General features: G+C 68.6%; 26 protein-coding genes. 24 read left to right on the top strand and 2 right to left on the bottom strand.

The window, feature by feature from the left end; translation table 11 throughout:
• Window position 1 precedes the first annotated feature (1 nt).
• The 19 genes from serC (at window position 2) to mnhG (ending at window position 18950) form a co-directional block, all read left to right on the top strand.
• Window positions 2-1117, top strand: coding sequence for a 3-phosphoserine/phosphohydroxythreonine transaminase (gene serC / locus AC3A6Y_RS25515; RefSeq protein WP_487871033.1), 1116 nt, complete (start codon window positions 2-4; stop codon window positions 1115-1117).
• Window positions 1118-1137: 20 nt separating this feature from the next.
• Window positions 1138-2256 carry a prephenate dehydratase gene (pheA, locus tag AC3A6Y_RS25510; protein ID WP_487871032.1) on the top strand — a complete coding sequence of 373 codons (1119 nt, stop codon included), beginning with the start codon at window positions 1138-1140 and terminating at the stop codon, window positions 2254-2256.
• A gap of 8 nt (window positions 2257-2264) precedes the next feature.
• Entirely contained in the window at window positions 2265-3143 is an 879-nt protein-coding gene (locus tag AC3A6Y_RS25505; RefSeq protein ID WP_487871031.1) for a prephenate dehydrogenase, read from the top strand.
• 3 nt (window positions 3144-3146) lie between these two features.
• Window positions 3147-5144: a bifunctional 3-phosphoshikimate 1-carboxyvinyltransferase/cytidylate kinase gene (locus AC3A6Y_RS25500; RefSeq protein WP_487871030.1), complete on the top strand. Its 1998-nt coding sequence runs from the start codon at window positions 3147-3149 to the stop codon at window positions 5142-5144.
• Window positions 5145-5313: 169 nt separating this feature from the next.
• A complete protein-coding gene (rpsA, locus tag AC3A6Y_RS25495; protein WP_068685144.1) occupies window positions 5314-7002 on the top strand; it encodes a 30S ribosomal protein S1 in 1689 nt (562 codons plus the stop codon).
• Between the two features lie 56 nt (window positions 7003-7058).
• Complete coding sequence (locus tag AC3A6Y_RS25490) at window positions 7059-7379, top strand: integration host factor subunit beta (RefSeq protein ID WP_487871029.1); 321 nt, start codon at window positions 7059-7061, stop codon at window positions 7377-7379.
• A gap of 32 nt (window positions 7380-7411) precedes the next feature.
• Window positions 7412-7726 carry a LapA family protein gene (locus AC3A6Y_RS25485; RefSeq protein ID WP_487871028.1) on the top strand — a complete coding sequence of 105 codons (315 nt, stop codon included), beginning with the start codon at window positions 7412-7414 and terminating at the stop codon, window positions 7724-7726.
• On the top strand, window positions 7716-8900 hold the full coding sequence (gene lapB / locus AC3A6Y_RS25480) for a lipopolysaccharide assembly protein LapB (protein ID WP_487871027.1): 1185 nt from the start codon (window positions 7716-7718) through the stop codon (window positions 8898-8900). Before AC3A6Y_RS25485 ends, lapB begins: the two co-directional genes overlap by 11 nt.
• 130 nt (window positions 8901-9030) lie before the next feature.
• Window positions 9031-9387 carry a ComEA family DNA-binding protein gene (locus AC3A6Y_RS25475; protein ID WP_487871026.1) on the top strand — a complete coding sequence of 119 codons (357 nt, stop codon included), beginning with the start codon at window positions 9031-9033 and terminating at the stop codon, window positions 9385-9387.
• Window positions 9388-9561: 174 nt separating this feature from the next.
• Window positions 9562-10530, top strand: coding sequence for a TRAP transporter substrate-binding protein (locus tag AC3A6Y_RS25470; RefSeq protein WP_487871025.1), 969 nt, complete (start codon window positions 9562-9564; stop codon window positions 10528-10530).
• 6 nt (window positions 10531-10536) lie between these two features.
• Window positions 10537-11070, top strand: a complete 534-nt coding sequence (locus AC3A6Y_RS25465) for a TRAP transporter small permease (RefSeq protein ID WP_487871024.1) — start codon at window positions 10537-10539, stop codon at window positions 11068-11070.
• A 34-nt stretch (window positions 11071-11104) separates the two neighbouring features.
• A complete protein-coding gene (locus AC3A6Y_RS25460) occupies window positions 11105-12400 on the top strand; it encodes a TRAP transporter large permease (protein ID WP_487871183.1) in 1296 nt (431 codons plus the stop codon).
• Window positions 12401-12418: 18 nt separating this feature from the next.
• Entirely contained in the window at window positions 12419-12790 is a 372-nt protein-coding gene (gene crcB, locus AC3A6Y_RS25455; RefSeq protein WP_487871023.1) for a fluoride efflux transporter CrcB, read from the top strand.
• Window positions 12791-12832: 42 nt separating this feature from the next.
• Window positions 12833-15775 carry a monovalent cation/H+ antiporter subunit A gene (locus AC3A6Y_RS25450; RefSeq protein WP_487871022.1) on the top strand — a complete coding sequence of 981 codons (2943 nt, stop codon included), beginning with the start codon at window positions 12833-12835 and terminating at the stop codon, window positions 15773-15775.
• Window positions 15775-16128, top strand: a complete 354-nt coding sequence (locus tag AC3A6Y_RS25445) for a Na+/H+ antiporter subunit C (RefSeq protein WP_487871021.1) — start codon at window positions 15775-15777, stop codon at window positions 16126-16128. The genes AC3A6Y_RS25450 and AC3A6Y_RS25445 overlap by 1 nt, the downstream gene beginning before the upstream one ends.
• Window positions 16125-17834: a monovalent cation/H+ antiporter subunit D gene (locus AC3A6Y_RS25440; protein WP_487871020.1), complete on the top strand. Its 1710-nt coding sequence runs from the start codon at window positions 16125-16127 to the stop codon at window positions 17832-17834. The genes AC3A6Y_RS25445 and AC3A6Y_RS25440 overlap by 4 nt, the downstream gene beginning before the upstream one ends.
• Window positions 17834-18325, top strand: a complete 492-nt coding sequence (locus AC3A6Y_RS25435) for a Na+/H+ antiporter subunit E (RefSeq protein WP_487871182.1) — start codon at window positions 17834-17836, stop codon at window positions 18323-18325. The genes AC3A6Y_RS25440 and AC3A6Y_RS25435 overlap by 1 nt, the downstream gene beginning before the upstream one ends.
• Window positions 18322-18600 (top strand): K+/H+ antiporter subunit F, encoded by a 279-nt coding sequence (locus AC3A6Y_RS25430; protein WP_487871019.1) that lies wholly within the window; start codon window positions 18322-18324, stop codon window positions 18598-18600. Before AC3A6Y_RS25435 ends, AC3A6Y_RS25430 begins: the two co-directional genes overlap by 4 nt.
• Entirely contained in the window at window positions 18597-18950 is a 354-nt protein-coding gene (mnhG, locus tag AC3A6Y_RS25425; protein ID WP_487871018.1) for a monovalent cation/H(+) antiporter subunit G, read from the top strand. Before AC3A6Y_RS25430 ends, mnhG begins: the two co-directional genes overlap by 4 nt.
• Before the next feature lie 87 nt (window positions 18951-19037).
• Here the strand turns inward: mnhG and AC3A6Y_RS25420 are convergent, their stop codons facing one another.
• On the bottom strand, window positions 19038-19229 hold the full coding sequence (locus AC3A6Y_RS25420) for a hypothetical protein (RefSeq protein WP_487871017.1): 192 nt from the start codon (window positions 19227-19229) through the stop codon (window positions 19038-19040).
• A 167-nt stretch (window positions 19230-19396) separates the two neighbouring features.
• On the opposite strand from AC3A6Y_RS25420, the gene AC3A6Y_RS25415 reads away from it, so the two are divergent.
• The 4 genes from AC3A6Y_RS25415 (at window position 19397) to AC3A6Y_RS25400 (ending at window position 22497) form a co-directional block, all read left to right on the top strand.
• Window positions 19397-19714, top strand: coding sequence for a hypothetical protein (locus AC3A6Y_RS25415; RefSeq protein WP_487871016.1), 318 nt, complete (start codon window positions 19397-19399; stop codon window positions 19712-19714).
• 175 nt (window positions 19715-19889) lie between these two features.
• Window positions 19890-20687 carry an SDR family NAD(P)-dependent oxidoreductase gene (locus tag AC3A6Y_RS25410; RefSeq protein ID WP_487871015.1) on the top strand — a complete coding sequence of 266 codons (798 nt, stop codon included), beginning with the start codon at window positions 19890-19892 and terminating at the stop codon, window positions 20685-20687.
• Window positions 20688-20709: 22 nt separating this feature from the next.
• Complete coding sequence (locus AC3A6Y_RS25405) at window positions 20710-22188, top strand: DHA2 family efflux MFS transporter permease subunit (protein ID WP_487871014.1); 1479 nt, start codon at window positions 20710-20712, stop codon at window positions 22186-22188.
• A gap of 69 nt (window positions 22189-22257) precedes the next feature.
• Complete coding sequence (locus AC3A6Y_RS25400) at window positions 22258-22497, top strand: hypothetical protein (protein ID WP_487871013.1); 240 nt, start codon at window positions 22258-22260, stop codon at window positions 22495-22497.
• Here AC3A6Y_RS25400 and AC3A6Y_RS25395 read toward each other — a convergent pair.
• Window positions 22494-23723: an NAD(P)/FAD-dependent oxidoreductase gene (locus AC3A6Y_RS25395; protein ID WP_487871012.1), complete on the bottom strand. Its 1230-nt coding sequence runs from the start codon at window positions 23721-23723 to the stop codon at window positions 22494-22496. The genes AC3A6Y_RS25400 and AC3A6Y_RS25395 overlap by 4 nt on opposite strands.
• Window positions 23724-23835: 112 nt before the next feature.
• Between AC3A6Y_RS25395 and AC3A6Y_RS25390 the strand changes: the two genes are divergently transcribed.
• Window positions 23836-24723 carry a LysR substrate-binding domain-containing protein gene (locus tag AC3A6Y_RS25390; RefSeq protein WP_487871011.1) on the top strand — a complete coding sequence of 296 codons (888 nt, stop codon included), beginning with the start codon at window positions 23836-23838 and terminating at the stop codon, window positions 24721-24723.
• Window positions 24724-24729 lie beyond the last annotated feature (6 nt).

Below are 24729 nucleotides of genomic sequence, written 5' to 3'. Positions count from 1 at the left end.
GATGGGCTCGGGTCGACGCCCATACAACTTCTCCGCCGGCCCGGCTGCGATGCCGGAGGCGGTGCTGCAGCGGGCTGCCGCCGAGATGCTGGACTGGCAAGGCAGCGGCATGAGCGTGATGGAGATGAGCCATCGCGGCAAGGAGTTCGGCGCGATCTGCGCGCAGGCCGAGGCGGACTTTCGTGCGCTGCTGGCAGTGCCCGAGCATTTTCATATCCTCTTCATGCAGGGCGGCGGCCTGGGCGAGAACGCAATCGTGCCGATGAACCTGTCGCGCGGCGGCAAGGTCGACTTCGTGATCACGGGCAGCTGGAGCGCCAAGTCCCAGAAAGAGGCGCTGCGCTACTGCCATTCGCACATCGCTGCCTCCAATGGCGACAGCCAGCACACGCGGATGCCCGCGCCCTCGAGCTGGCAGCTCTCGGACGATGCCTCGTACGTGCACCTGTGCTCCAACGAGACCATCCACGGTGTCGAGTTCCAGGAGCTCCCCGACCTGGCTGCGCTGGGCAGCAAGGCCCCGCTCGTCATCGACTTCTCTTCGCACGTCGCCTCGCGCCCGGTCGACTGGAGCCGCGTCGGCCTCGCTTTCGGCGGCGCCCAGAAGAACCTCGGCCCGGCCGGCCTCACGCTCGTGATCGTGCGCGACGACCTGCTGGGCCATGCGCTCGAAATCTGCCCCAGTGCTTTCAACTACCGGATCGTGGCGGACAACAAGTCGATGTACAACACGCCGCCGACCTGGGGCATCTACATCGCCGGACTCACCTTCCAGTGGCTGCGGCAGCAGACCGAGGGCGCGCTCACCGGCGTTGCGGCCATGGAGCAACGCAACGTCGACAAGGCGCGGCTGCTGTACGACTTCATCGACGCTTCGCCCTTTTACGAGAACCGGGTCGCGCCCGATTGCCGCTCGCGCATGAACGTCCCCTTCTTTCTCAAGGACGAGAGCCGTAACGAGGCCTTCCTCGCAGGCGCCCGCGAGGCCGGCCTGCTGCAGCTCAAGGGCCACAAGTCCGTCGGCGGCATGCGGGCCAGCATCTACAACGCGATGCCGCTCGAGGGTGTGCAGGCGCTGGTGGGCTACATGCGAGAATTCGAGCGGTCGCACGCGTAGAACGGCATGCGATCCGACCGATGACCGCTTCCACCCCACAGCCTCCCGCCTCCGACCCCTCCGCCAGCCTCGCCGATCTGCGAGTGCAGATCGATTCGCTCGACCAGCAACTGCTCGACCTCCTCAACCGCCGTGCCCACGTGGCCGAGCTGGTGGGCGAGGTCAAGAAGCGCGAGGGCACGCCCTACTTCCGTCCGGATCGCGTCGCCCAGGTGATCGAGAAGATGCAGCAGAGCAACCACGGCCCGCTCAAGTCGCTGCACGTGGCGGCCATTTGGCGCGAGATCATGTCGGCCTGCCTGGCGCTCGAGTCGCCCCAGCGCGTTGCCGTGCTCGGCCCCGAGGGCACCTTCTGCGAGCAGGCCGCCGTCGAGTACTTCGGCGGCGCCGCCGACCTGATCTACTGCGCCAGCTTCGACGAGGTCTTCCATGCCACGGCAGCCGGCAGCGCCCAGTACGGCGTGGTCGGCGTCGAGAACACCACCGAAGGCGTGGTCACGCGCTCGCTCGACCTGTTCCTGCACTCCCCGACCCACGTGGTGGGCGAGGTCAGCCTGCTGGTGCGCCATCACCTGCTGCGCACGGTCAATTCGCTCGAGGGCATCGAGGCCGTTCTGGCCCACCCGCAGGCCCTCGCGCAGTGCCAGACCTGGCTGTCCAAGCACCTGCCGCACGCCGAACGGCGCGCCGTCTCCAGCAACGCCGAAGGCGCCAGGCTCGCCGCCGGCAACCCGGCCTGGGCCGGCCTGGCCAGCGAGCGCGCCGCCACGCGCTTCGGGCTGCACATCGTCTCGCATGCGATCCAGGACGATTCGTACAACCGCACCCGCTTCGCCGTCATCTGCCTGCCCCAGACCCTGTCCATGCCGCCGGCATCGGGCAAGGACTGCACCAGCCTGGTGGTCTCCGTGCCCAACCGGCCCGGCGCCGTGCACGACCTGCTGGTGCCACTGAAGGTCAATGACGTCTCGATGACGCGCTTCGAGTCGCGCCCCGCGCGCACCGGCCAGTGGGAGTACTACTTCTACATCGATCTCGACGGTCATCCCTCGCAGCCCAACGTGGCCGCCGCCCTCGCCGAACTGCGCAAGCTCTGCGCGTTCTACAAGGTCATCGGCGCCTACCCCGTCACCGCCTGAGGCCGCGCATGTTCGAACAGCTCGGCTTGATCGGCTGCGGCCTGATGGGCGGCTCCTTCGCGCTGGCGCTCAAGCGCGCCAAGCTGGTCAAGCGCGTGGTCGGCTACAGCAAATCGCCCTCCACCACCGAGCGCGCGCGGCAGCTTGGCGTGATCGACGTCGCGGCGCCCTCCGCCTTGCTTGCCATCTCCGGCGCCGACCTGGTGCTGATCGCGGTGCCCGTCGGCGCCTCCGAGGCCACCTTCAAGGCGATTCGCCATGGCATCTCCGAGCAGATGCTGGTGATGGACGTGGGCTCGACCAAGGGTGACGTGCTGGAGGCCGCGCGGCGCGGCCTTCACGACCACTTCGCCAGCTTCGTTCCCGCGCATCCGATCGCCGGCAAGGAAGTCGCCGGCGTCGAGCATGCCGATGCCGGCCTCTACGTCGGGCGCCAGGTCGTCCTGACGCCCGTCAAGGCCACGCTGCGCTCCAACGTGCAGCGCGCGACGCAGGTCTGGTCCGCGATCGGCGCCAAGGTGGTGAACATGACGCCGGAGGCTCACGACAAGGCCTTTGCGGCCGTGAGCCACCTGCCGCACCTGCTCGCCTTCGCCTTCACCAACGCGTTGACGTCCCAGCCCGAGGGATCGCGCTTTCTGGAGCTGGCCGGCCCCGGCTTCCGCGATTTCACACGCATCGCAGCTGCCGATCCCGCCATGTGGCGCGACGTGCTGCTGGCCAACCGAGAGCAGGTGCTGCAGCAGTCACGTGCCTTCCGCGCGGCGCTGTCGCAGTTCGAAGCCCTGATGGGCTCGGGCGACTCGCAGGCCCTCGAGGACGCGATCGCCGCAGCGAGCCGCGCGCGCGCCCAATGGCAGCCCGGTGCCGGCGTATCGCCCGACTGAGCCATGTTCTCCACGCCTTTTCTCGACCTTCCGCCGCTCGCGGGCGCCTCCGGCACCGTGCGCCTTCCGGGCTCCAAGAGCATCTCCAATCGCGTGCTGCTGCTGGCGGCGCTTGCCGGCGGCACGACCACCGTGCATGACCTCCTGGATTCGGACGACACGCGCGTGATGCTCGACGCCCTGGCCGCGCTCGGCTGCCGCGTCGAGCGCGCAGGCGCCACGCTGCGCATCGAAGGTCTGGATGGGCGGCTGCGCCATTCCGGCGCCAAGCTCTTCCTGGGCAATGCCGGCACCGCGATGCGGCCGTTGACGGCGGCACTGGCCCTGCTCGGCGGCGAATTCGAGCTCTCCGGCGTGCCGCGCATGCACGAGCGGCCGATCGGCGATCTGGTCGATGCGCTGGTGCAGCTCGGCTGCCGCATCGACTACCTCGGCAATCCCGGCTATCCCCCGCTGGCCGTCCATCCGGTGCCGCCAGACACGCTCCATCTGGCCTCGCCGATCCGTGTGCGCGGCGATGTCTCGAGCCAGTTCCTGACTGCCCTGCTGCTCGCCTTGCCGCTGGCCGCAAAGCAGCGCGACATCACCATCGACGTGATCGGCGAGCTGATTTCCAAGCCCTACATCGAGATCACGCTCAACCTGCTGTCGCGCTTCGGCATCGAGGTCCGGCGCGAGGGCTGGAAACGCTTCGTCATCCCGGCCGGCAGCCGCTACCGCTCGCCGGGCGACATTCACGTCGAAGCCGATGCCTCCTCGGCCAGCTACTTCATCGCGCTCGGCGCAATCGCCACAGGCGCGGGCATCCGCATCGAGGGCGTCGGCGCCGATTCGATCCAGGGCGACATCCGCTTCGTCGACGCGGCGCGGCAGATGGGCGCGCACGTCGACAGCGGCCCCAACTGGCTGGCCATCTCGCGCGGCGCCTGGCCGCTCAAGGCGATCGACCTCGACGCCAACCACATTCCCGATGCCGCGATGACGCTGGCGGTGATGGCGCTCTACGCCGACGGCCCCTGCCTGCTGCGCAACATTGCGAGCTGGCGCGTCAAGGAGACCGATCGCATCGACGCGATGGCGAAGGAGCTGCGCAAGCTGGGCGCCACCGTCGAGGACGGCCCCGACTTCATCCGCGTGCATCCGCTACGGCCGGCCGATTGGCGTGCCGCGAGCATCCGCACCTACGACGATCACCGGGTGGCAATGTGCTTCTCGCTGGCCGCCTTCAACCCGGCCGGGCTGCCCGTGCGCATCCTCGAGCCGCATTGCGTGGCCAAGACCTTCCCCGACTACTTCGAGACTCTGTTCTCCGTGGCCGAGGCCGCCGAGGTGCCGGTGCTCTGCATCGATGGCCCCACCGCCTCCGGCAAAGGCACGCTGGCCGTGGCCGTGGCGTACCAACTGGGCTACCACTATCTCGACTCGGGCACGCTTTATCGCGTCGCCGGGCTGACGATGCGCCGCAACGGCCTCGAGGCGGACGCCGCCCACGAAGCCCGGATCGCCGAGCTCGCACGCACGCTGCCCCTGCGCTTCGCCGATGGCAAGGTGCTGCTGGCCGGCGAAGACGTCAGCGACGCCATCCGCACCGAGGCCGCCGGAATGGACGCCTCCCGCGTCTCCGCACTGCCTGCCGTTCGCGAGGCCCTGCTGGCGCTGCAGAAGAGCTTCCGCCGCCTGCCCGGCCTGGTGGCTGACGGTCGCGACATGGGCACGGTGGTCTTCCCCGATGCCGACCTCAAGGTGTACCTGACGGCCAGCGCCGCCCAGCGCGCCGACAGGCGGCATAAGCAATTGATTTCAAAGGGTATTTCGACTACACTCGACAGTCTTCGCGCCGATCTGGAAGCGCGCGACCTTCGGGACTCCTCCCGCAGCGTCGCCCCTTTGAAGCCGGCGCCTGATGCCCGCCTCCTGGACAACTCCTCTCTCTCGGTCGAGCAATCGGTCGAGCAAGTGATCGCCTGGTGGCAGGAAGTACAGCCCTTCGGGTCCGCCTGAAGGGTGTTTTCGGTCCAGCAGGTCCCCGCCGCGCGACAGCGCACCGGCTTGCTGGTTGTTCAACTCAACCCGGGCTCCCAGCCCACCAACCGCCGTCTCCAGACCCAGCCAGCCGCCCCGCGATCCTGCATTTGCGGCTGCAACCCTGCGTGACGGAAGGAAACGACACATGTCTGAATCTTTTGCCGACCTCTTCGAAGAATCCCTGAAGCGCTCCGAAATGCGCAGCGGCGAGGTCATCACCGCCGAAGTCGTGCGCGTCGAGCACAACCACGTCGTGGTCAACGCCGGCCTCAAGTCCGAAGCCTACGTGCCGATCGAGGAGTTCAAGAACGACAAGGGCGAACTCGAAGTCCAGGCCGGCGATTTCGTCTCCGTGGCCATCGGCAGCGTCGAGAACGGCTACGGCGACACCATCCTCTCGCGCGATACCGCCAAGCGCCTGGCTTCGTGGCTGGCGCTTGAGAAGGCGCTCGAATCCGGCGACTTCGTCACCGGCACCACCAGCGGCAAGGTCAAGGGCGGCCTCACCGTGCTGGTCAATGGCATCCGCGCCTTCCTGCCCGGCTCGCTGATCGACACCCGTCCGATCAAGGACCTGACCCCCTACGAGAACAAGACGCTCGAATTCAAGGTCATCAAGCTCGACCGCAAGCGCAACAACGTGGTGCTCTCGCGCCGCGCCGTGGTCGAGGCCAGCATGGGCGAAGAGCGCGCCAAGCTGATGGAAACCCTGAAGGAAGGCGCAGTCGTGCGCGGCGTCGTCAAGAACATCACCGAGTACGGTGCCTTCGTCGACCTCGGCGGCATCGACGGCCTGCTGCACATCACCGACATGGCCTGGCGCCGTGTCCGCCATCCGAGCGAGGTGGTGCAGGCCGGCCAGGAAATCACGGCCAAGATCCTCAAGTTCGACACCGAGAAGAACCGCGTGTCGCTGGGCCTCAAGCAGATGGGCGACGACCCGTGGATGGGCGTCTCGCGCCGCTACCCGCAGGGCACGCGCCTGTTCGGCAAGGTCACGAACATCGCCGACTACGGCGCCTTCGTCGAACTCGAGCCCGGCATCGAAGGCCTGGTGCACGTGTCCGAGATGGACTGGACCAACAAGAACATCGCCCCCAACAAGATCGTCTCGCTGGGCGACGAAGTCGAAGTCATGGTCCTCGAGATCGACGAGGACAAGCGCCGCATCAGCCTGGGCATGAAGCAGTGCAAGGCCAACCCGTGGCAGGAATTCGCGCAGAACACCAAGCGCGGCGACCGCGTCAAGGGCCCGATCAAGTCGATCACCGACTTCGGCGTGTTCGTGGGCCTGGCTGCCGGCATCGACGGCCTGGTGCACCTGTCCGACCTCTCGTGGAACGAGCCCGGCGAAACCGCCGTGCGCAACTACAAGAAGGGCCAGGAAGTCGAGGCGATCGTGCTGGCCGTCGACGTCGACCGCGAGCGCATCAGCCTGGGTATCAAGCAGCTCGACAGCGACCCCTTCACCACCTTCACCACGGTGAATGACAAGGGCCAGATCGTGACCGGCAAGGTCAAGACCGTCGACCCGCGCGGCGCCGAGATCGACCTGGGCGACGACATCATCGGCTATCTGCGCGCCAGCGAGATCTCCCGCGATCGCGTGGAGGATGCCCGCAACGTGCTCAAGGAAGGCGACGAAGTCACGGCCGTGGTGGTCAACGTGGATCGCAAGACCCGCAACATCCAGCTGTCGATCAAGCAGAAGGACCTGGCCGACGAGCAAGGCGCGATGGCCAACCTGAGCCAGCAGTCGGCACGCGAGAACGCGGGCACGACCAGCCTGGGCGCCCTGCTGCGCGCGAAGCTCGACAGCAACAACGAGAAGTAAAAAATAGACAGACGAAAACACGGTGAGCTCTGGCTCACCGTGTCCTTCTGTGGTTTATGACTCGTTCGGACCTTGTTGAAGAATTGGCGGCCCGCTTCGCGCAGCTCACGCACCGCGACGCCGAATACGCCGTCAAGACCATTCTTGACGCCATGAGCGACGCGCTGGTGCGCGGGCACCGCATCGAGATCCGCGGCTTCGGCAGCTTCACGGTGAACCGGCGCCCGCCGCGCATCGGACGCAATCCGCGTTCGGGCGAAAGCGTGCAGATCCCCGAGAAGCGCGTGCCTCACTTCAAGCCGGGCAAGGCCCTGCGCGAAGCGGTCGACGCGCGCACGGCGGAGCTGGATGCCGAGCAGCGTCAGCACGAAGGCTGAAGCATAGAATTCCCCCGCCAACGGGGACGCGCATGAAATATCTCCTGTGGCTGCTCAAGGCAGCCATTTTTTTTACCCTCTTCGCTTTCGCGCTGAACAACCAGCACGACGCCACCGTCTACTTCTTCTTCGGCACCTCCTGGCGCGCCCCGCTGGTGCTTGTCGTGCTCGCCGCCTTTGCCGGTGGACTGGTGGTGGGCGCGCTCGGCATGCTGCCGGGCTGGTGGAAGCACCGCAGCGCCGCGGCCCAGCTGCCCGCCTCGCCCGCCCCGCCTGCAGCAAGCGCCGCGGCCACGCCACCGGCAGCCGCCACCGACCTTCCCGCCGTGCGCCAACATGGACTTTGATTTCAGCTGGCTGCTGCTCGGCCTGCCCCTCGCATTCATCCTGGGCTGGCTGGCCTCTCGCTTCGACCTTCGGCAGCTGCGCATCGAGAACCGCCAGGCGCCCAAGGCCTACTTTCGCGGTCTCAATTTTTTGCTCAACGAGCAGCAGGACCAGGCCATCGATGCCTTCATCGAGGCCGTGCAGAACGACCCCGACACCCAGGAGCTGCACTTCGCGCTCGGCAACCTGTTCCGCCGCCGCGGCGAATACCAGCGCGCCGTCCGCGTGCACGAGCACCTGCTCGGCCGCGGCGACCTGAGCCGTGCCGATCGCGACCGGGCACAGCATGCGCTGGCGCAGGACTTCCTGCGGGCCGGCCTGCTCGACCGGGCCGAGGCCGCTCTGCAGAAGCTCGAAGGCACCCGGTACGAGAACGAGTCACGGCTGGCGCTGCTGGCCATCTACGAGCGCTCGCGCGAGTGGACCCAGGCCGCCGCGGTGGCACAGAAGCTCGACGAGGCCGAGCAGGCCAGCTACAGCGTGCGCCGCGCCCACCACCTCTGTGAGCAAGCTGCGGAACAGGTGGCCGCCGGCGATCTCCAAGGCGCGGCCCAGCTGCTGCAACAGGCCGTCATCCTGGCTCCGCAGGCGCCGCGGCCGGCCATCGACACCGCCGCGCTGCAGTTGCGCAACGGCGACGCCGCCGGCGCCTACGACACGCTCGCAGCCCTGTGCGAGACCGCCCCGCTGGCGCTGCCGCTCTATGCCGCCATGCTGCAGCAGGCCGCGGTCGCATCGCAGCGCGGCGGAGAGGCGTTGCTGATGCTGCAGCGCCGCTATGCCGAGTCGCCCTCGATCGACGTGCTCGAAGCCATCATGGCGCTGGGCGGCACCCCGATGCTCCCCGACGATGTCGCGGCCGAAGCCTCGAGCCCGCCCGAGCCGCGCGACGGCTACATCGCCCACCTGAGCCATCAGCCCTCGCTGGTGGCCGCCTCGCGCTGGCTGGCCGGCGAGCGCTTCGCGCACGAGCAGTACCGCCAGCCCGTGCAGCGGACCCTGGACCAGGCCACGCGGCCGCTGATGCGCTACCGGTGCGCCGCCTGCGGTTTCGAGGCCCACCAGCATTTCTGGCATTGCCCGGGCTGCCAGGCCTGGGACAGCTATCCGCCGCGCCGCGTCGAAGAACTCTGAAATCCCTCAAATTGTCGCAACGGCAACACCGTTCGCGATCTTCTCGGTCAAATCCATCGCCGCATGCAATTCGCATGCGGCGGGACGCGAGGAGCGTCCCTTTCACAACGTTGACAGGGAAATTTCAAGAATGTTGAAGAAGATTCTGGCCGTCATGGCCATGCTGTTTGCCGCTGCTTCGTGGGCGGCCGTCGATGCCAACAAGGCGAGCGATGCCGAGCTCGATGCGATCCGGGGCGTGGGCCCGTCGCTCTCCAAGCGCATCATCGACGAGCGGAAGAAGGGTGGAGACTTCAAGGACTGGCCCGACCTCATGAGCCGGGTCAAGGGCGTCAAGGAAAAGGCGGCCGCCAAGCTGTCGTCCGAGGGCCTGACGGTCAACGGTCAGAGCTTCGGCGGCGCGGCGACGGCGGCCAAGGTCGCCAAGGCCGAGTCGAAGAAGGAAAAGGCCGAAGGCTCGGCAAAGAAGGCTGACGCGAAGCCCTGAACACGGACTGCGGCCGCGCCGCACCGCCAACCGAAAGCCGCCCTCGGGCGGCTTTTTTGCGAGCGGCTGCTGCGAGCGCCGGGGTTCGCCGTCAGGGGAAAGCCCCACGCGGTGGTCCGATATTTGCACGTATGCTCCCCGACGCCTTTTCACATCCGTACGTTTGGAGAGCCCATGAATCGCAAGTTCGGCATTGCCCTCGCCGGCCTCACCCTCGGCGCAGCGGCCTTCGCGCAAACCAAGTGGGACCTGCCCACGGCCTATCCGGCCACCAACTACCACACCGAGAACATCGTCCAGTTCTCAAAGGACGTGGACGCCGCCACCGGCGGCAAGCTCAAGATCACCGTGCACGCCAACGCCTCGCTCTTCAAGGCGCCCGAGATCAAGCGCGCCGTGCAGAGCGGCCAGGCCCAGGCCGGCGAGATCCTGCTGGCCAACTTCGCCAATGAAAACCCGATCTACGCGCTGGACGGCGTGCCCTTCCTCGCCACCACCTACCCCGAGGCGAAGAAGCTGTACGAGGCCTCCAAGCCTGCGATGGAGAAGCTGCTCGCTGCTCAGGGCATCAAGGTGCTGTTCATGGTGCCCTGGGCGCCGCAGGGCATCTACGTGAAGAAAGAGATCGGCTCGGTGGCCGACCTGCGCGGCATCAAGTGGCGCGCCTACAGCCCGGCCACGGCCAAGATCGCCGAGCTGATCGGCGCTCAGCCGGTGCAGATCCAGCAGGCCGAGCTGAGCGCCGCGATGGCGACGGGCGTGATCGAGAGCTACATGAGCTCCGGCTCGACCGGCTACGACACCAAGACCTACGAGCACATCAAGAACTTCTACGACACGCGGGCCTGGATCCCCAAGAACGCGATCCTGGTCAACGCCAAGGCTTTCGATGCCCTCGATCCCGCCACCAAGGCCGCGGTCACCAAAGCAGCGGCGGATGCGGAAGCACGCGGCTGGAAAGTCGCGCAGGAAAAGAACGACGAGTACAAGCGCCTCCTGGCCGAACGCGGCATGAAGATCCACCAGCCCTCGGCCAAGCTCGACGCCGACATGCGCCAGGTCGGCGGCATCATGCAGGCCGACTGGCTCAAGGCCGCCGGCGCCGACGGGCAAGCCATCGTCGAAGCCTACAAGAAGAAGTAGACCACCATGCGCCGCTGGCTGGACCGCCTGTACCTGGCCGCAGGCGCGCTCGGCGCGTTCTGCGTGTTCCTGATCTTCGTGCTGATGGTCGCGGCCGGCGTCGGCCGCCAGGTGAACTGGCACGTGAGCGGCATGAACGATGCCGTCTCATGGCTGTGCGCCGCGGCCTCCTTCTTCGCGATGGCGCATGCCTTCCGGCACGGCGACTTCGTGCGCGTGACGCTGCTGCTGGACTCGGTGCGCCCCAATGTGCGGCGCGCGCTCGACGTCGCCTGCCTGCTGATCGCCGCCGTCTCGGTGGCCTACCTCACGTACTGGGCCACCAGCTTCACCTGGGAAAGCTACGAGTTCGCCGAGATGGCGACCGGCCTGCTGGTGATCCCGATCTGGATTCCGCAGTCGACCTTCGTCATCGGCTGCTGGCTGCTGCTCATCGCGATGGTCGACGAGCTCGTCGGCGTGGTGCGCGGCGAGAAGCCGAGCTACCAGCGCGCGGTCGAAGAGCGCCACGCCGCCGGCGACTTCTCGTCCGACATCTAGAACAACAAGGACTCCCGTGCTCGACACCCTCCTCATGGGCGCACTGCTGCTCGCCATCATGCTCGTGCTGCTGGCGGGCGGCGTCTGGATCGCGATGACGCTGGCCATCGTCGGCTGGGTCGGCCAGGCCTTCTTCACCAACACGCTGCCCGGCAAGAACCTGTTCTCGGCCTTCTGGGAAAGCAACGCCAGCTGGGAGCTCGCGGCGCTGCCGCTGTTCATCTGGATGGGCGAGATCCTGTTTCGCACCAAGCTGAGCGAAGAGATGTTCGAAGGCCTCAGGCCCTGGCTCAATCGCGTGCCCGGGCGGCTGATGCACACCACCATCCTCGGCTGCGGCGTGTTCGGCTCGGTCTCGGGCTCCTCGGCCGCGACCTGCGCCACCATCGCCAAGGTCGCGCTGCCCGAGCTCAAGCGCCGCGGCTACAACGAGAAGCTCGCCATCGGCTCGCTTGCCACCGCCGGCACGCTGGGCATCCTCATCCCGCCTTCCATCACGATGGTGGTGTACGCGGTGGCGGCGGACGCGTCGATCATCCGCATCTTCCTGGCCGGGTTCCTGCCGGGGTTCCTGTTGATGCTGCTGTTCTCGGGCTATATCGGCTGGTGGAGCCTGCGCCACGCCGACCAGGTGCCGCCGGCCGATCCGCCGACGAGCTTCCGCGAGAAGATCCGCCTCTCCGGCAACCTGATCCCCTGCGGACTGCTGATCGTCTTCATCGTCTGGGTGCTGGTCGCCGGCTGGGCCACGGCGACCGAGTGCGCGGCCTTCGGCGTGCTGGGCTCGCTGGCCATCGCGGCCTGGGGCCGCAGCCTCACCTGGCAGAACTTCAAGGACGGCATCATGGGCGCCACGCGCACCAGCTGCATGATCATGTTCATCCTGGCCGGCGCCGCCTTCCTGACCAAGACCATGGCCTTCACCGGCATCCCGCGCGAGCTGGCCGAGTGGGTGGACAGCATGCACCTGTCGCCCTACGCGCTGATCGGCGCGCTGGTGCTGGTGTACCTGGTGCTCGGCACCGCGCTCGACGGCATCTCGATGATCGTGCTGACCAGCGCAGTGGTGCTGCCCATGATCCAGAAGGCCGGCTTCGACCTCATCTGGTTCGGCATCTTCGTGGTGCTGCTGGTCGAGATCGCGGAGGTCACCCCGCCGGTGGGCTTCAACCTCTTCGTGCTGCAGAACATGACAGGCAAGGACAGCAACGTGATCGCCAAGGCCGCGATCCCCTTCTTTGTCTGCCTGGTGCTGTGCATCGCGTTGATCACGGTGTTTCCGGGCATCGTGACGGTGCTGCCCAATGCGGTGATGGGCGTCGAGAAGTGAGCACCTAGAATCCGCGCCGTGCTGCCTGTACTTGCCATCTGCTTCGGCGCCTCGCTGGGTGCGCTGGCCCGCTGGGGCCTCGGCCTCTGGCTCACGACCACCGCCTTCCCCTATGGCACGCTCGCATCCAACCTCATCGGCGGCTACCTGATCGGCATCGCCGTGGCCACCTTCCAGACGATGCCGCAACTCGATCCGGTCTGGCGCCTGCTGCTGATCACCGGCTTCCTCGGTGGCCTCACCACCTTCTCCAGCTTCTCGGCCGAGGTCGTTGCGATGCTGATGAACGAGCGCTTGGTTCTGGCACTCGGCACTGCCGCATTGCACGTCGCGGGGTCGCTGGTCCTCACCTGGCTCGGCATCCGCACGGTGCATCAGTTCACCGCCTGAACGCAGGGGCCGCGCGGGGGGCGGTCGATAGAATCGATCGCAATGCCCCTTGCCCTCCTCGTCGCACTTCCCTTCGTTGCCAGTGTGATCGCGGCCCTGCTGCCGTCGAACGCGCGCAACCGGGAATCGACACTGGCAGGCCTGGTCGCGCTGGGCTGCGCGGTGCAGGCAGCATGGTTCTTTCCCCGGCTCGCCGCGGGCGAGGTGATCCGCCAAGAGATCCGCTGGATTCCGTCATTGGGCCTCGAGCTGGTGTTCCGCATGGACGGCTTCGCCTGGCTGTTCTGCATGCTGGTGCTCGGCATCGGCGCGCTGGTGGTGCTCTATGCGCGCTACTACATGTCGTCCTCCGACCCGGTGCCGCGCTTCTTCTCCTTCTTCCTCGCCTTCATGGGGTCGATGGTGGGCGTGGTGCTCGCGGGCAACCTGATCCAGATGGTGCTGTTCTGGGAGCTCACCAGCCTGTTCTCTTTCCTGCTGATCGGCTACTGGCACCACCGGCGCGACGCGCGGCGCGGCGCGCGCATGGCGCTCACGGTGACCGGCGCCGGCGGCCTGTGCCTGCTGGCCGGCGTGCTGGTGCTCGGCCGCATCGTCGGCAGCTACGAGCTCGACACGGTGCTGGCCTCGGGCGTTCAGATCCGCGCCCACCGGCTCTACCCGCTGGTGCTGGTGCTGGTCCTGCTCGGCGCCTTCACCAAGAGCGCGCAGTTCCCTTTCCACTTCTGGCTGCCGCGCGCGATGGCGGCACCCACGCCGGTCTCGGCCTACCTGCATTCGGCCACCATGGTGAAGCTCGGCGTCTTTCTCATGGCGCGGCTGTGGCCGGTGCTCTCGGGCACCGAGGCCTGGTTCTGGCTGGTGGGCGGCGCCGGCGCGGCCACGCTGCTGCTGGGCGGCTACGTCGCCATGTTCCAGCGCGACCTCAAGGCGCTCCTGGCCTACTCGACCATCTCGCACCTCGGGCTCATCACGCTGCTGCTCGGGCTCAACAGCCCGCTGGCCGCGGTCGCGGCCGTTTTCCACGTGATGAACCATGCGACCTTCAAGGCGTCGCTCTTCATGGCGGCCGGCATCATCGACCACGAGAGCGGCACACGCGACATCCGCAAGCTCAGCGGCCTGCTCAAGCTGATGCCCGTCACCGGCACGCTGGCCATCATCGCCAGCGCCTCGATGGCGGGCGTGCCGCTGCTCAACGGCTTTCTCTCGAAGGAGATGTTCTTCGCCGAGACGGTCTTCATCCACGCGACGCCGTGGGTCAACCGCGGCCTGCCGGTGATCGCAACGCTGGCCGGCATCTTCAGCGTGGCCTACTCGGCCCGCTTCGTGTTCGACGTCTTCTTCGGCCCGCCCCCCGGTCCCGAGGTGCCCAAGCGCCCGCACGAGCCGCCGCGCTGGATGAGCGTGCCGGCCGAACTGCTGGTGCTGATCTGCCTGGTGGTCGGCGTCGCGCCGGCATGGTCGGTGGGCGCCTTCCTCGCTACCGCAGCGATGCCGGTGGTCGGCGGCGTACTGCCCGAATACAGCCTGGCTTTGTGGCATGGCTTCAACCTGCCGCTGGCGATGAGCGTCGTTGCGCTGGCCGGCGGCGCCGCGCTGTACCTGTTGCATCGTCGCAGTCGCGCGCGCGGCGCGCTCCGATTCACCCCGTTCCTGCATCGCATCGACGGACAGCGGCTGTTCGAGAACCTGCTGGCCCGCCTCAGCGAGAGCGGCCGGCGCAGCCGGCGCCTGCTGGGCACGCGGCGCCTGCAGACGCAGTTGCTGCTATTGATCGCGGTGGCGCTGAGCGGGGCCGGTGCCTCGCTGTGGCTTGCGCCGGCGGCGCCCGGCGCGCGCGAGCTGCTGCCCTTCTCGCCGATGTTCGCCATGACCTGGGTGATCGGCGGCACCTGCGCGCTGGCGGCCGCCTGGCAGGCCAAGTTCCACCGCCTGGCCTCGCTGATGCTGGCTTCGGGCGCAGGCCTCGTGTGCTGCATCACGTACATCTGGTTCTCGGCGCCCGACCTCGCGCTGACGCAGCTGGTGGTCGAGACCGTGACCACCGTGCTGATCCTGCTCGGCCTGCGCTGGCTGCCGATGCGCACCGCCAAGCCGCAGCCGATGCGCGCGCGTCTCAGGCCCTGGGGCAGGCGCGGGCGCGACCTGCTGGTGGCTGCCGCGGCCGGCGGCGGCATGGCGGCGCTCGCCTGGACCCTGATGACGCGGCCTTTCCCGCAAAGCATCTCGCCCTTCTTTCTCGAGCACGCCCTGCCGCAGGGCGGCGGCACCAACGTGGTCAATGTGATGCTGGTCGACTTCCGCGGCTTCGACACCTTCGGCGAGATCACGGTGCTCGGCATCGTGGCGCTGGCGGTCTATGCGCTGCTGCGGCGCTTCCGCCCCGCGCCCGAATCCATGGCCCTGCCCGCACAGCAGCGGGCGCAGCCGGACGACGGCAGCAGCGACCTGCTGAACCCGCGCCGCGCTCCGGACGCCGCCGTCGGCTACCTGATGGTGCCGGCCGTGCTGGTGCGCTTCCTGCTGCCGCTCGCGGTGCTCGTGTCAGTCTACTTTTTCATGCGCGGCCACAACCAGCCCGGTGGCGGCTTCGTCGCCGGGCTGGTGATGTCGGTGGCGCTGCTGCTGCAGTTCATCGTCTCGGGCGCCGAATGGGTGGAGGAGCATCTGCGCATCTACCCGCGCCGCTGGATCGCCACCGGCCTGCTGCTGTCGCTGGCAACCGGCTCCGGCGCACTGCTCTTCGGCTACCCCTTTCTCACCACGCACACCGCGCACCTGCACCTGCCGGTGCTGGGCGAGGTGCATGTGCCGAGCGCGCTGTTCTTCGACATCGGCGTGTTCGCGCTGGTGCTGGGGGCGACGATGCTGATCCTCACCGCGCTGGCGCACCAGTCCATCCGCAGCCACCGCTGGGCCGACGAGCAAGCCGAAAAAGAGGCCGAGCGCATTGCCGCCCTCGAGGCGAAGAGCACCGCCTGATGGAAGCCGTGCTCGCCATCGCCATCGGCATCCTCACCGGCTCGGGCGTCTACCTGCTGCTGCGCCCGCGCACCTTCCAGGTGATCATGGGCCTCACGCTGATCTCCTACGGGGTCAACCTCTTCATCTTCAGCATGGGCCGCGTCCAGATCGACAGCGAGCCGGTGCTGATTCCCGGCGTCGCCGCCACCCTGGCCAACACCGCCGACCCCATGCCGCAGGCGCTGGTGCTGACCGCCATCGTGATCGGCTTCGCAATGACGGCGCTGTTCCTGGTCGTGCTGCTGGCCTCCCGCGGGCTCAGCGGCACCGATCATGTGGACGGCGAGGAGAAGAAGGAGCTCGCGGAATGACGCGGCTGTTCGCCTTGCTCGACCGCCTGCTCGAGTTCGGCATGCCGCACCTGGTCGCGGTGCCGATCCTGCTGCCGCTGCTGACGGCCGCGCTGATGCTGCTGATGGGGGAGCAGCGCCGCCGCGCCAAGTCCTTCCTGAGCGTGCTCTCGGGGCTGCTGGGCCTCATCGCCGCGCTCGCGCTGCTGCGCTGGGTCAATGCCGCCGGGACCGGCGGTGGGCCGGGCTCGGTCGGCGTCTACCTGCCCGGCAACTGGCGCGCGCCCTTCGGCATCGTGCTGGTGGCCGACCGGCTTTCGACCCTGATGGTCGCGCTCACCGGCGTCATCGCCTTCTGCGCCTCCATCTATTCCACCTCGCGCTGGGACCGCGCCGGCGTGCACTTCCATCCGCTGCTGCAGCTGCAGCTCATGGGCCTCAACGGCGCCTTCCTGACCGGCGACCTCTTCAACCTCTTCGTGTTCTTCGAGGTGATGCTGGCGGCCTCCTACGGCCTGCTGCTGCACGGCTCCGGCCGGCTGCGGGTGCAGGCCGGGCTGCACTACGTGGCGATCAACCTCGCGGCCTCCTCGCTGTTCCTGGTGGGCGCGGCCCTGCTCTACGGCGTGACCGGCACCCTCAACATGGCCGACCTCGGCCTGCGCATCGCCCAGCTGCCGCAGGCCGATCGCGGCCTGGTGCATGCCGCCGCGGCCATTCTCGCGACTGCCTTCTTCGCCAAGGCCGGCGCCTGGCCGCTCAACTTCTGGCTGGTGCCGGCCTACAGCGCCGCGGTATCGCCGGTGGGCGCGGTGTTCGCGCTGCTGACCAAGCTGGGCGTCTACACGGTGCTGCGGCTGTGGAGCCTGCTGTTCGCACCCGATGCCGGCAGCTCGGCCCTCTTCGGCCAGGGCGCGCTGGTCGCGATCGGACTCGCCACCCTTTTCTGCGGCGCGCTCGGCATCGTCGGCACGCAGCGGCTGTCCAACCTCGCGGGTTTCAGCGTGCTGGTGTCGGCCGGCACGCTGCTGGCGGCCATCGGGCTGGGACAGCCGGCCGTGTGGGCGGGCGCGCTTTATTACCTGTTGAGCTCCACGCTGGCGGTGAGCGCCTTTTTCCTGCTGATCGACATGATCGAGCGCTGGCGCAACGCGGGCCTGAGCATCGCGCCGCACGAGGCGGCCGGCGGCGCGCCCTTTCTTGCCGAAGACCTGCGCCACCTCGACGACGTGAACCTCGACGACGACGCGCAGGCGCTGTATGGCCGCGCCATCCCGGCCGGCATCGCCTTCCTCGGCCTCAGCTTCCTGGGCTGCACGTTGCTGCTGGCCGGCCTGCCGCCGCTGTCGGGCTTCGTCGGCAAGTTCGCCATGCTCTCGGGCCTGCTCGGCGACGCACGCGGCCTCACGCCGGCCGACTGGGCCTTCACGGCGCTGCTGTTCGTCTCCGGCTTTCTCACGCTGATCGCGTTGAGCCGCACCGGCATCCGGCATTTCTGGACCCAGCCGCACCAGACGCTGCCCGCGCTGCGCGCGCTCGAGGTGCTGCCGGTGGCGGCGCTGCTGGCCGCCTGCCTGGCCCTCACGCTGATGGCCGAGCCCGTGATGCAGCACGCCAGCGCCACCGCGCAAGGGCTGCGCTCCCCCGGCGCCTACCGCGAGGCCGTGCTGGGCGCGCGCCAGCGGCCCGGCCCCACCACCGAAGCTGCGGGAGACACGGCACCATGATCAAACGCTGGCTTCCCTCTCCGGCGCTGTCGCTGGCGCTGTTCGCCGTCTGGCTGCTCCTGAACCAGTCGCTGGAACCGGCCACGCTGCTGCTGGCCGCCTTGCTCGCGATCGCGGTCCCGCTGCTGACGCAGGCGTTGCGGCCGGCCCGGGCGAAGATCCGCAAGCCCATGCTGGTCCTCAGGCTGTGCGGCCTGGTGGCCCACGACGTCTTCGTTTCGGCGTTCACCGTGGCCCGCCTGCTCCTCACCCGGCGCAGCCGCGGCCTGGCGCCGCGCTTCGTGCGCGTGCCGCTCGCGATCCGCGACCCCAACGCGCTCGCCACGCTGGCCATGATCCTCTGCCTGACCCCCGGCACCGCCTGGGGCGAGATCGCGCTGGACCGCTCGACCCTGCTGATCCACGTCTTCCACGAGGACGATGAGGCAGCCTTCATCGACATGATCAAGAGGCGCTACGAGCGTGCGCTGATGGAGATCTTCGAATCATGACGCCGGTACTTCTGTGGGCCCTCAAGCTGGCGCTGCTGCTGCTCGCCGTGGCCATGCTCTGCGCGCTGGCGCGCCTGCTCATCGGTCCCACCGCGCAGGACCGCGTGATGGCGCTGGACTGCCTCTACATCAACGGCATGCTGATGATGCTGGTGCTCGGCATCGTCTATGCGAGCAGCGTGTACTTCGAGGCCGCGATGCTGGTCGCGCTGTTCGGCTTCGTCGGCTCCACGGCGCTCGCCAAGTTCCTGCTGCGCGGCGAGGTGATCGAATGACCGACATCATCATCGGCGGCCCGCTCCCGCTGTGGGCCGAGATCCTGACCGCGGTCTTCGCCGTCGCCGGCGCTGCCTTCGCCGCCATCGGCTCCTTCGGGCTGGTGCGCTTGCCCAGCTTCTTCATGCGCATCCATGCGCCCACGCTGGGCTCCACGCTGGGCGCGTGGTGCATCACGGTGGCGACCACCGTCTACTTCTCGGTCCAGGGCGCGCACCTGTTCCTGCATGCGGTGCTCATTGCCTTCTTCGTCGCCCTCAGCGCGCCGGTGACGACCATCTTCCTGATGCGCGCCGCGCTCTTCCGGGAGCGCCAGAAGGGCGAAAACGTGCCGCCCGAGCGCGGCTGAGGGCTTGGTGGAAGAAGCAGGCGCCACCCACCTCGGTGCGGCGCCGGGTGACTTCGGAGTGCGTGCCGGAGGGAAGGAAAAGCCCGGTCAGAGGCCGGCGAACCACTTGAAACCCAGGACCAAGGCCACGCCGAGCAGTCCGAGAAGGGCCAGACGTCCCCAGCAAATGGCCGCCTCGTGGCGCGACTCCCGAATGGGCGCAGGCCGGCTGGCGGAGTCGAAGCTGGTATCGGGCTTGTCCCGTGCCCAGTCGTGGAAATTGTCACGATCCGTGTTCATGTAATACATTTTAACTACATGTAAACAAATACTGCAACGGCGGCGTTTACTTTCGCGCAGGCGCTGGAAGGGTCACACGGCTATACAAGATTTCGCTTCCCGCTTACCGCTGCTTCACAGAGGCGGCGCACGATGTAGCCACTTCGTTCCACCCTGAGGAGCTTCGCATGATGAAGACCACCTTCGCCCTCGGCGCCGCTGCGCTGCTCTCCCTCGGCGCCCTCGCCACGGCACCGGCCCAGGCGCATGACGGCCGCTACGACAACCGTGTGATCGTCGTGCCGTCGCCGCCCCCGCCGCCACGCGCCTATTACGCGCCGCCACCGCGCTACTACGGCCACGACGATCGCCGCTACTACCACCGCGAACGCGGCTGGGGCGACCGCGACCGCGATGGCGTGCCCAACCGCTACGACCGCGATCGTGATGGCGACGGCGTGCCCAACTACTACGACCGCCGTCCGAACAACCCCTACCGCTACTGAACCCTGCGCCGCAGGCCTGCGAACGCAGGCCGCGGCCGTGCGGCACCAGTACTAGCCCCCATGGGGCCAAGGCCGCGGCGTGCCCCGCGGCTACGAATCTCCGTAGGCTATGTGGACGGCGTCCAGTATCTTTGCTATGGTTTTGTGTACGCCATCCACAAACCAGGAGATTCCCATGCTGCTCGCCCGGCAGAACGCGCTGATCCACGGCGCCGGAGGCGCCATCGGCGGCGCGGTGGCCCGCGCCTTCGCACGTGAAGGCGCGAAGGTCTTTCTGGCGGGCCGCACGCTGGCCCACCTGCAGGCTGTCGCCGCCGACATCGAGGCCGCAGGCGGCAGCGCCGAAGCCGCGGAGGTCGATGCCCTCTCCGCCGCCTCGGTCGACCGGCATGCCGACGCCGTGGCGCAGAAAGCGGGCGGCATCGATATCGCGCTGAACGCCATCGGCGTGCCGCATGTTCAGGGCCGGCCCTTCGCCGAGCTCTCGCTGGCGGACTACGAATATCCGATCAGCGTCTACACGCGCAGCAATTTCATCACCGCCCAGGCGGTCGCGCGGCACATGGCCCGGCAAGGCTCGGGTGTGATCCTCACCTTGTCCACGCCGGGAGCCCGCCTGCCGGGCCCGGGCTACATGGGGAACGGCGTCTCCAGCGCAGCGGTGGAAGCCCTGTCGCGCCACCTGGCGGGCGAGCTCGGCGCCCAGGGCATCCGCGTGGTCTGCATCCGGCCGCATGCCATTCCCGAGGCAGCCGCCGGCGGCTCGCACAGCCGGGAGGTGTTCCGGCCGACGGCGGAACGCGCCGGCGTGACGGTGGAGCAGATGCTGGAAGGCGCTGCAGCCGGCACGCTGCTGAAGCGGCTGCCGACACTGGACCACATTGCGAACACCGCCGTGTTCCTGGCGTCCGGCCACGCAGGCGCCATCACCGGCACCGTCGCCAATCTGAGCTGCGGCTTTCTCGTCGATTGACCCCAAGAACAAAATCCCGCATATGAGCCACGGAAAACACATCGAAGGGCGCCGCCGCTGGCTGGCGCTGATGGTCCTGTGCCTGGGCGTGCTCATGATCGTGCTCGACACCACGATCGTGAACGTCGCCCTTCCCTCGATCCGCACCGACCTCGGCTTCAGCGAGACCTCGCTGGTCTGGGTGGTCAATGCCTACATGCTCACCTTCGGCGGCTTCCTGCTGCTGGGCGGCCGGCTGGGCGACCTGTTCGGGCACCGCCGGCTGTTCCTGGCGGGCATCACGCTGTTCACCTTGGCTTCGCTGGCCTGCGGCCTGTCGAACTCGCAGGCCCTGCTGATCGCGGCGCGCGCGGTGCAGGGCCTGGGCGGCGCGGTGGTCTCGGCGGTGGCGCTCTCGCTGATCATGAATCTGTTCACCGAGCCGGCCGAGCGCGCCAAGGCGATGGGCGTCTATGGCTTCGTCTGCGCCGGCGGCGGCAGCATCGGCGTGCTGCTCGGCGGCCTGCTGACGCATGCGCTGAGCTGGCACTGGATCTTCCTGGTCAATCTGCCGATCGGCGTGGCGGTCTATGCGCTGTGCCTGTCGCTGCTGCCCCACCTGCCGGGCCATGCTGCCGGCGAGCGCCTGGATGCCGGTGGTGCGCTCACGGTCACGCTGTCGCTGATGCTGGCGGTCTATGCCATCGTCAACGGCAACGAAGCCGGCTGGGCCTCCGCACGCACGCTGGGCCTGCTCGGCACCGCGGCGCTGCTGCTGGCCGTCTTCATCGCCATCGAGGCGCGGGTGCGCCATCCCCTGATGCCGCTGCGCCTGTTCGCCCTGCGCAACGTCGCGGTCGCCAACGTGATGGGCGTGCTCTGGGCCGCCGCGATGTTCGCCTGGTTCTTCATTTCCGCGCTCTACCTGCAGCTGGTGCTGGGCTACACCCCGATGCAGGTGGGACTGGCCTTCCTGCCGGCCAACCTGATCATGGCCGCCTTCTCGCTGGGGCTGTCGGCCAAGCTGGTGATGCGCTTCGGCAACCGCGGGCCGCTGGCCTTCGGGCTGCTGCTGGCGGCGGCGGGGCTGCTGCTCTTTGCCGGCGCGCCGGTGGAAGGCAGCTTCCTGCTGCACGTCATGCCCGGGATGACGCTGCTCGGCCTGGGCGCCGGCATCGCCCTCAACCCGATGCTCCTGGTTGCGATGAGCGACGTGGCGCCCAGCGAATCGGGCCTGGCCTCGGGCATCGTCAACACCGCCTTCATGATGGGCGGCGCACTGGGCCTCGCGGTGCTGGCGAGCCTGGCGTCGGCGCGCACCGAGGGCCTGCAGGCCGCCGGCGCCGGGCCGCTCGTCGCGCTGGTGGGCGGCTATCAGCTGGCCTTCGTCGTCGGTGCCGTCTTCGCGGCGGCAGCGGCCTTGCTGGGTGCGCTGCTGCTGCGCGCCGGGTCGCAGGTGCCGGTGGACACCGGCGATCGGCCGGCCGAGGCGGGCCGCGCCGGCGGCGCCATGAACTCATGATGTAACCGCCGCGACGATGGAACTTCGCCTACAGAAATCGGGGGCTGCGCCGCCCACCATGAGTGGGCCATGAAACATCCTCCGATCAAGCTCACCATCGACGAGGCGGCGCCGGGATCCTTCATCTGGACGCTGCTGCAGACCGACGACAACGGCGCACCGCAGAAGGTGCTGAAGGCCGCCGAGTACGAAGCCGACACCTACGAGGCCGCACTCGCGGCCGGGACGCGCGCCATGGATGCCGAGCTGCGCAAGAGCGCAGCGGCCGAGCAGCGCAGCAGCAAACGCACCGCAGCCGCCAGCAGCTAAGCCAGGTGTGTCTTCAGCGGGACGGCGGGGTCCGCAGCCACCGCCGGGTCCGGGCTGCGGCCGGCTTCCAGCAGCTTGCGGCTCATCATGTGGTCGACCGGCGCATTGACCGATTCGACGCAGCGCAGCACACCGCCCACGTAGTGCAGCAGCGAGAAAGCCGCTGCATTCGCGCCGGGGCGGCGCACCATGCTCGCGCCCGGCGTGCCCTCGGCCGGCACCAGTCCCGCCATCTGCAGCCGCAGGCTGCCCTGGTCTGACCAGAACCACGGCACCGCATCGTGCGGGCGCGCCGTCCCCATCAGCGTCGCCACGGCGGTGCGCGCCTGGTCGTTGGCGTTCTGCACCGATTCCAGCCGCAGCGCCTGCCCGGCGCGACGGTCCGGGAAGCGGGTGCAATCGCCCACCGCCAGCACGGCCTCGTCGCTGGTCTGCATGTAGGCATCGACCACGATGCCATCCGCGCACTCCAGGCCGGCCGCCTGCGCCAGCGCGGTCTCGGGCACGGCGCCGATGCCGACCATCAGCAGATCGACGGGCAGCGCCTCGCCGTCGACCTCGATCGCCGCGAGGCGCTGGCCTTCGGTCTGCCAGGCGCCGGTCTTGGCACCGACGCGGATGTCCATGCCCCCGGCGCGATGGGTGGCGAGCACATGCGCGGACAAGGCCGGCGACACGGCCCGGCTCAGCAGCCGCGGCGCGCTTTCCAGCACGGTGACGCGCTTGCCCAGCCCCAGCGCCGTGGCCGCCACCTCCAGCCCGATGAAGCCGCCGCCCAGCACCGTGACCTGCTGCGCCGCAGAAAGCATGGAGCGCAGTTGCGCCGCCTCGTCGGCCGCGCGCAGCAGCGCCACGTTCGACAGCCCCACCAGCGCAGGCAGCCGGCGCGCACGCGTGCCGGTGGCCAGCACCAGCCGCTCCCAGCCCAGCACCGCGCCGGAGCGCAAGGTGACGGTGCGTGCCACGCGATCGATCGCCAGCGCCGGATCGCCCAGGTGCAGCGTGATGCCGGCTTCGGCATACCAGGTCTCGGCGCGATGCAATTGCGGCGCCTCCTCGGGGCTCCTCAGAAAAGTCTTGGAGAGCGGCGGGCGGTGGTAGGGAATGCTGTCTTCCTCGCACACCAGGTGCACGCGGGCGCCCTGCCCCGCCTCGGCCAGGCCGGCGCACAGCTGCGCGGCGGCGTGGCCCCCGCCGATGATCACGATGTCTTGGCTTGAACTCATGGATGGATTGTCCTTCAGCGTTTCGCCCTTCCCGTCCCCTTCGGCGCCTACGTGTTTTCCCCTGCACCGCGGCCCGAACCCTGCGGAAGGGTCCGCCCGTAGGATGCGCCCCATGACCCGCCGCATCGATGCCTACAGCCTGCGCCTCTTCGTCTCGACCGCGCGGGCCGGTTCCATCGTGCGCGGCGCCGAGCTCGAGCACATTGCGCCCTCGGCCCTGAGCCGGCGCATCGCCGATCTGGAGCACGCCTTCGGCACCGCCCTCTTCGTGCGCTCGCCCCGCGGCATCGCCCTCACAGATGCCGGCCGCCTGGTGCTGGCGCGCGGCGAGCGCATCGACGAGGACCTGCAGTCGCTGGTGCGCGAGGTGCAGCTCGAAGGCGGCGAGATGCGCGGCACGGTCCGCCTCTACGCCAACATGTCGGCCGTGATCGGCTTCCTGCCCGAACGACTGCGCGCCTTCATGGCAGCGCATCCGCGCGTGGAAGTCTCGCTGCACGAAGAAGACACGCGCGACGTGATCCGCGCCTGCCTCGACGACCGCGCCGACGTGGGGGTGGGCGTCGAGACGCCCGTGCCCGCCGGCCTCGACGCCTGGCGCTTCGCGCTCGATCCCCTGCAGGTGGTGCTGCCGGTCGGCCATGCGCTCGCGCGGCGCAAGACGCTGGCCTTCGCCGAGCTGCTGGTGCATCCGCTGATCGGCATCCACCGCGGCGGCTCGCTCGATCGCGCGCTGCACGAGCGCGCACAGGCGCTGCAGCAAAGCTTCACCCCCGCCGTGTGGGTCAGCAGCTTCGACGCGGTGTGCCGCATGGTCGAAGCGGGCCTGGGCATCGCGGTGGTTCCGCAGAGCGCCGCCGCGGCCTACGCAGGGAGCCCGCGCTTCGTGCGCCGGCCGCTGGCAGAGACCTGGGCGCAGCGCGAACTGCATCTCTATGCGCTGCGCAAGACGCCGCGGCCGAGGCCGGTGGCCGCGCTGATCGACGCATTGCGCGGCTGAGGGCAG

The sequence above is a fragment of the Variovorax sp. Soil_C_17 genome (assembly GCF_057657265.1).
The sequence above is the reverse complement of the archived record's forward strand: the minus strand, read 5'-3'. Positions and strand labels throughout refer to the sequence as shown.

Coding starts and splice junctions, on each gene's coding strand:
- serC (WP_487871033.1), top strand. CDS start 2: ATGGGCTCGGGTCGACGCCCATACAACTTCTCCGCCGGCCCGGCTGCG.
- pheA (WP_487871032.1), top strand. CDS start 1,138: ATGACCGCTTCCACCCCACAGCCTCCCGCCTCCGACCCCTCCGCCAGC.
- AC3A6Y_RS25505 (WP_487871031.1), top strand. CDS start 2,265: ATGTTCGAACAGCTCGGCTTGATCGGCTGCGGCCTGATGGGCGGCTCC.
- AC3A6Y_RS25500 (WP_487871030.1), top strand. CDS start 3,147: ATGTTCTCCACGCCTTTTCTCGACCTTCCGCCGCTCGCGGGCGCCTCC.
- rpsA (WP_068685144.1), top strand. CDS start 5,314: ATGTCTGAATCTTTTGCCGACCTCTTCGAAGAATCCCTGAAGCGCTCC.
- AC3A6Y_RS25490 (WP_487871029.1), top strand. CDS start 7,059: ATGACTCGTTCGGACCTTGTTGAAGAATTGGCGGCCCGCTTCGCGCAG.
- AC3A6Y_RS25485 (WP_487871028.1), top strand. CDS start 7,412: ATGAAATATCTCCTGTGGCTGCTCAAGGCAGCCATTTTTTTTACCCTC.
- lapB (WP_487871027.1), top strand. CDS start 7,716: ATGGACTTTGATTTCAGCTGGCTGCTGCTCGGCCTGCCCCTCGCATTC.
- AC3A6Y_RS25475 (WP_487871026.1), top strand. CDS start 9,031: ATGTTGAAGAAGATTCTGGCCGTCATGGCCATGCTGTTTGCCGCTGCT.
- AC3A6Y_RS25470 (WP_487871025.1), top strand. CDS start 9,562: ATGAATCGCAAGTTCGGCATTGCCCTCGCCGGCCTCACCCTCGGCGCA.
- AC3A6Y_RS25465 (WP_487871024.1), top strand. CDS start 10,537: ATGCGCCGCTGGCTGGACCGCCTGTACCTGGCCGCAGGCGCGCTCGGC.
- AC3A6Y_RS25460 (WP_487871183.1), top strand. CDS start 11,105: ATGGGCGCACTGCTGCTCGCCATCATGCTCGTGCTGCTGGCGGGCGGC.
- AC3A6Y_RS25450 (WP_487871022.1), top strand. CDS start 12,833: ATGCCCCTTGCCCTCCTCGTCGCACTTCCCTTCGTTGCCAGTGTGATC.
- AC3A6Y_RS25445 (WP_487871021.1), top strand. CDS start 15,775: ATGGAAGCCGTGCTCGCCATCGCCATCGGCATCCTCACCGGCTCGGGC.
- AC3A6Y_RS25440 (WP_487871020.1), top strand. CDS start 16,125: ATGACGCGGCTGTTCGCCTTGCTCGACCGCCTGCTCGAGTTCGGCATG.
- AC3A6Y_RS25430 (WP_487871019.1), top strand. CDS start 18,322: ATGACGCCGGTACTTCTGTGGGCCCTCAAGCTGGCGCTGCTGCTGCTC.
- mnhG (WP_487871018.1), top strand. CDS start 18,597: ATGACCGACATCATCATCGGCGGCCCGCTCCCGCTGTGGGCCGAGATC.
- AC3A6Y_RS25420 (WP_487871017.1), bottom strand. CDS start 19,229: ATGAACACGGATCGTGACAATTTCCACGACTGGGCACGGGACAAGCCC.
- AC3A6Y_RS25415 (WP_487871016.1), top strand. CDS start 19,397: ATGATGAAGACCACCTTCGCCCTCGGCGCCGCTGCGCTGCTCTCCCTC.
- AC3A6Y_RS25410 (WP_487871015.1), top strand. CDS start 19,890: ATGCTGCTCGCCCGGCAGAACGCGCTGATCCACGGCGCCGGAGGCGCC.
- AC3A6Y_RS25405 (WP_487871014.1), top strand. CDS start 20,710: ATGAGCCACGGAAAACACATCGAAGGGCGCCGCCGCTGGCTGGCGCTG.
- AC3A6Y_RS25400 (WP_487871013.1), top strand. CDS start 22,258: ATGAAACATCCTCCGATCAAGCTCACCATCGACGAGGCGGCGCCGGGA.
- AC3A6Y_RS25395 (WP_487871012.1), bottom strand. CDS start 23,723: ATGAGTTCAAGCCAAGACATCGTGATCATCGGCGGGGGCCACGCCGCC.
- AC3A6Y_RS25390 (WP_487871011.1), top strand. CDS start 23,836: ATGACCCGCCGCATCGATGCCTACAGCCTGCGCCTCTTCGTCTCGACC.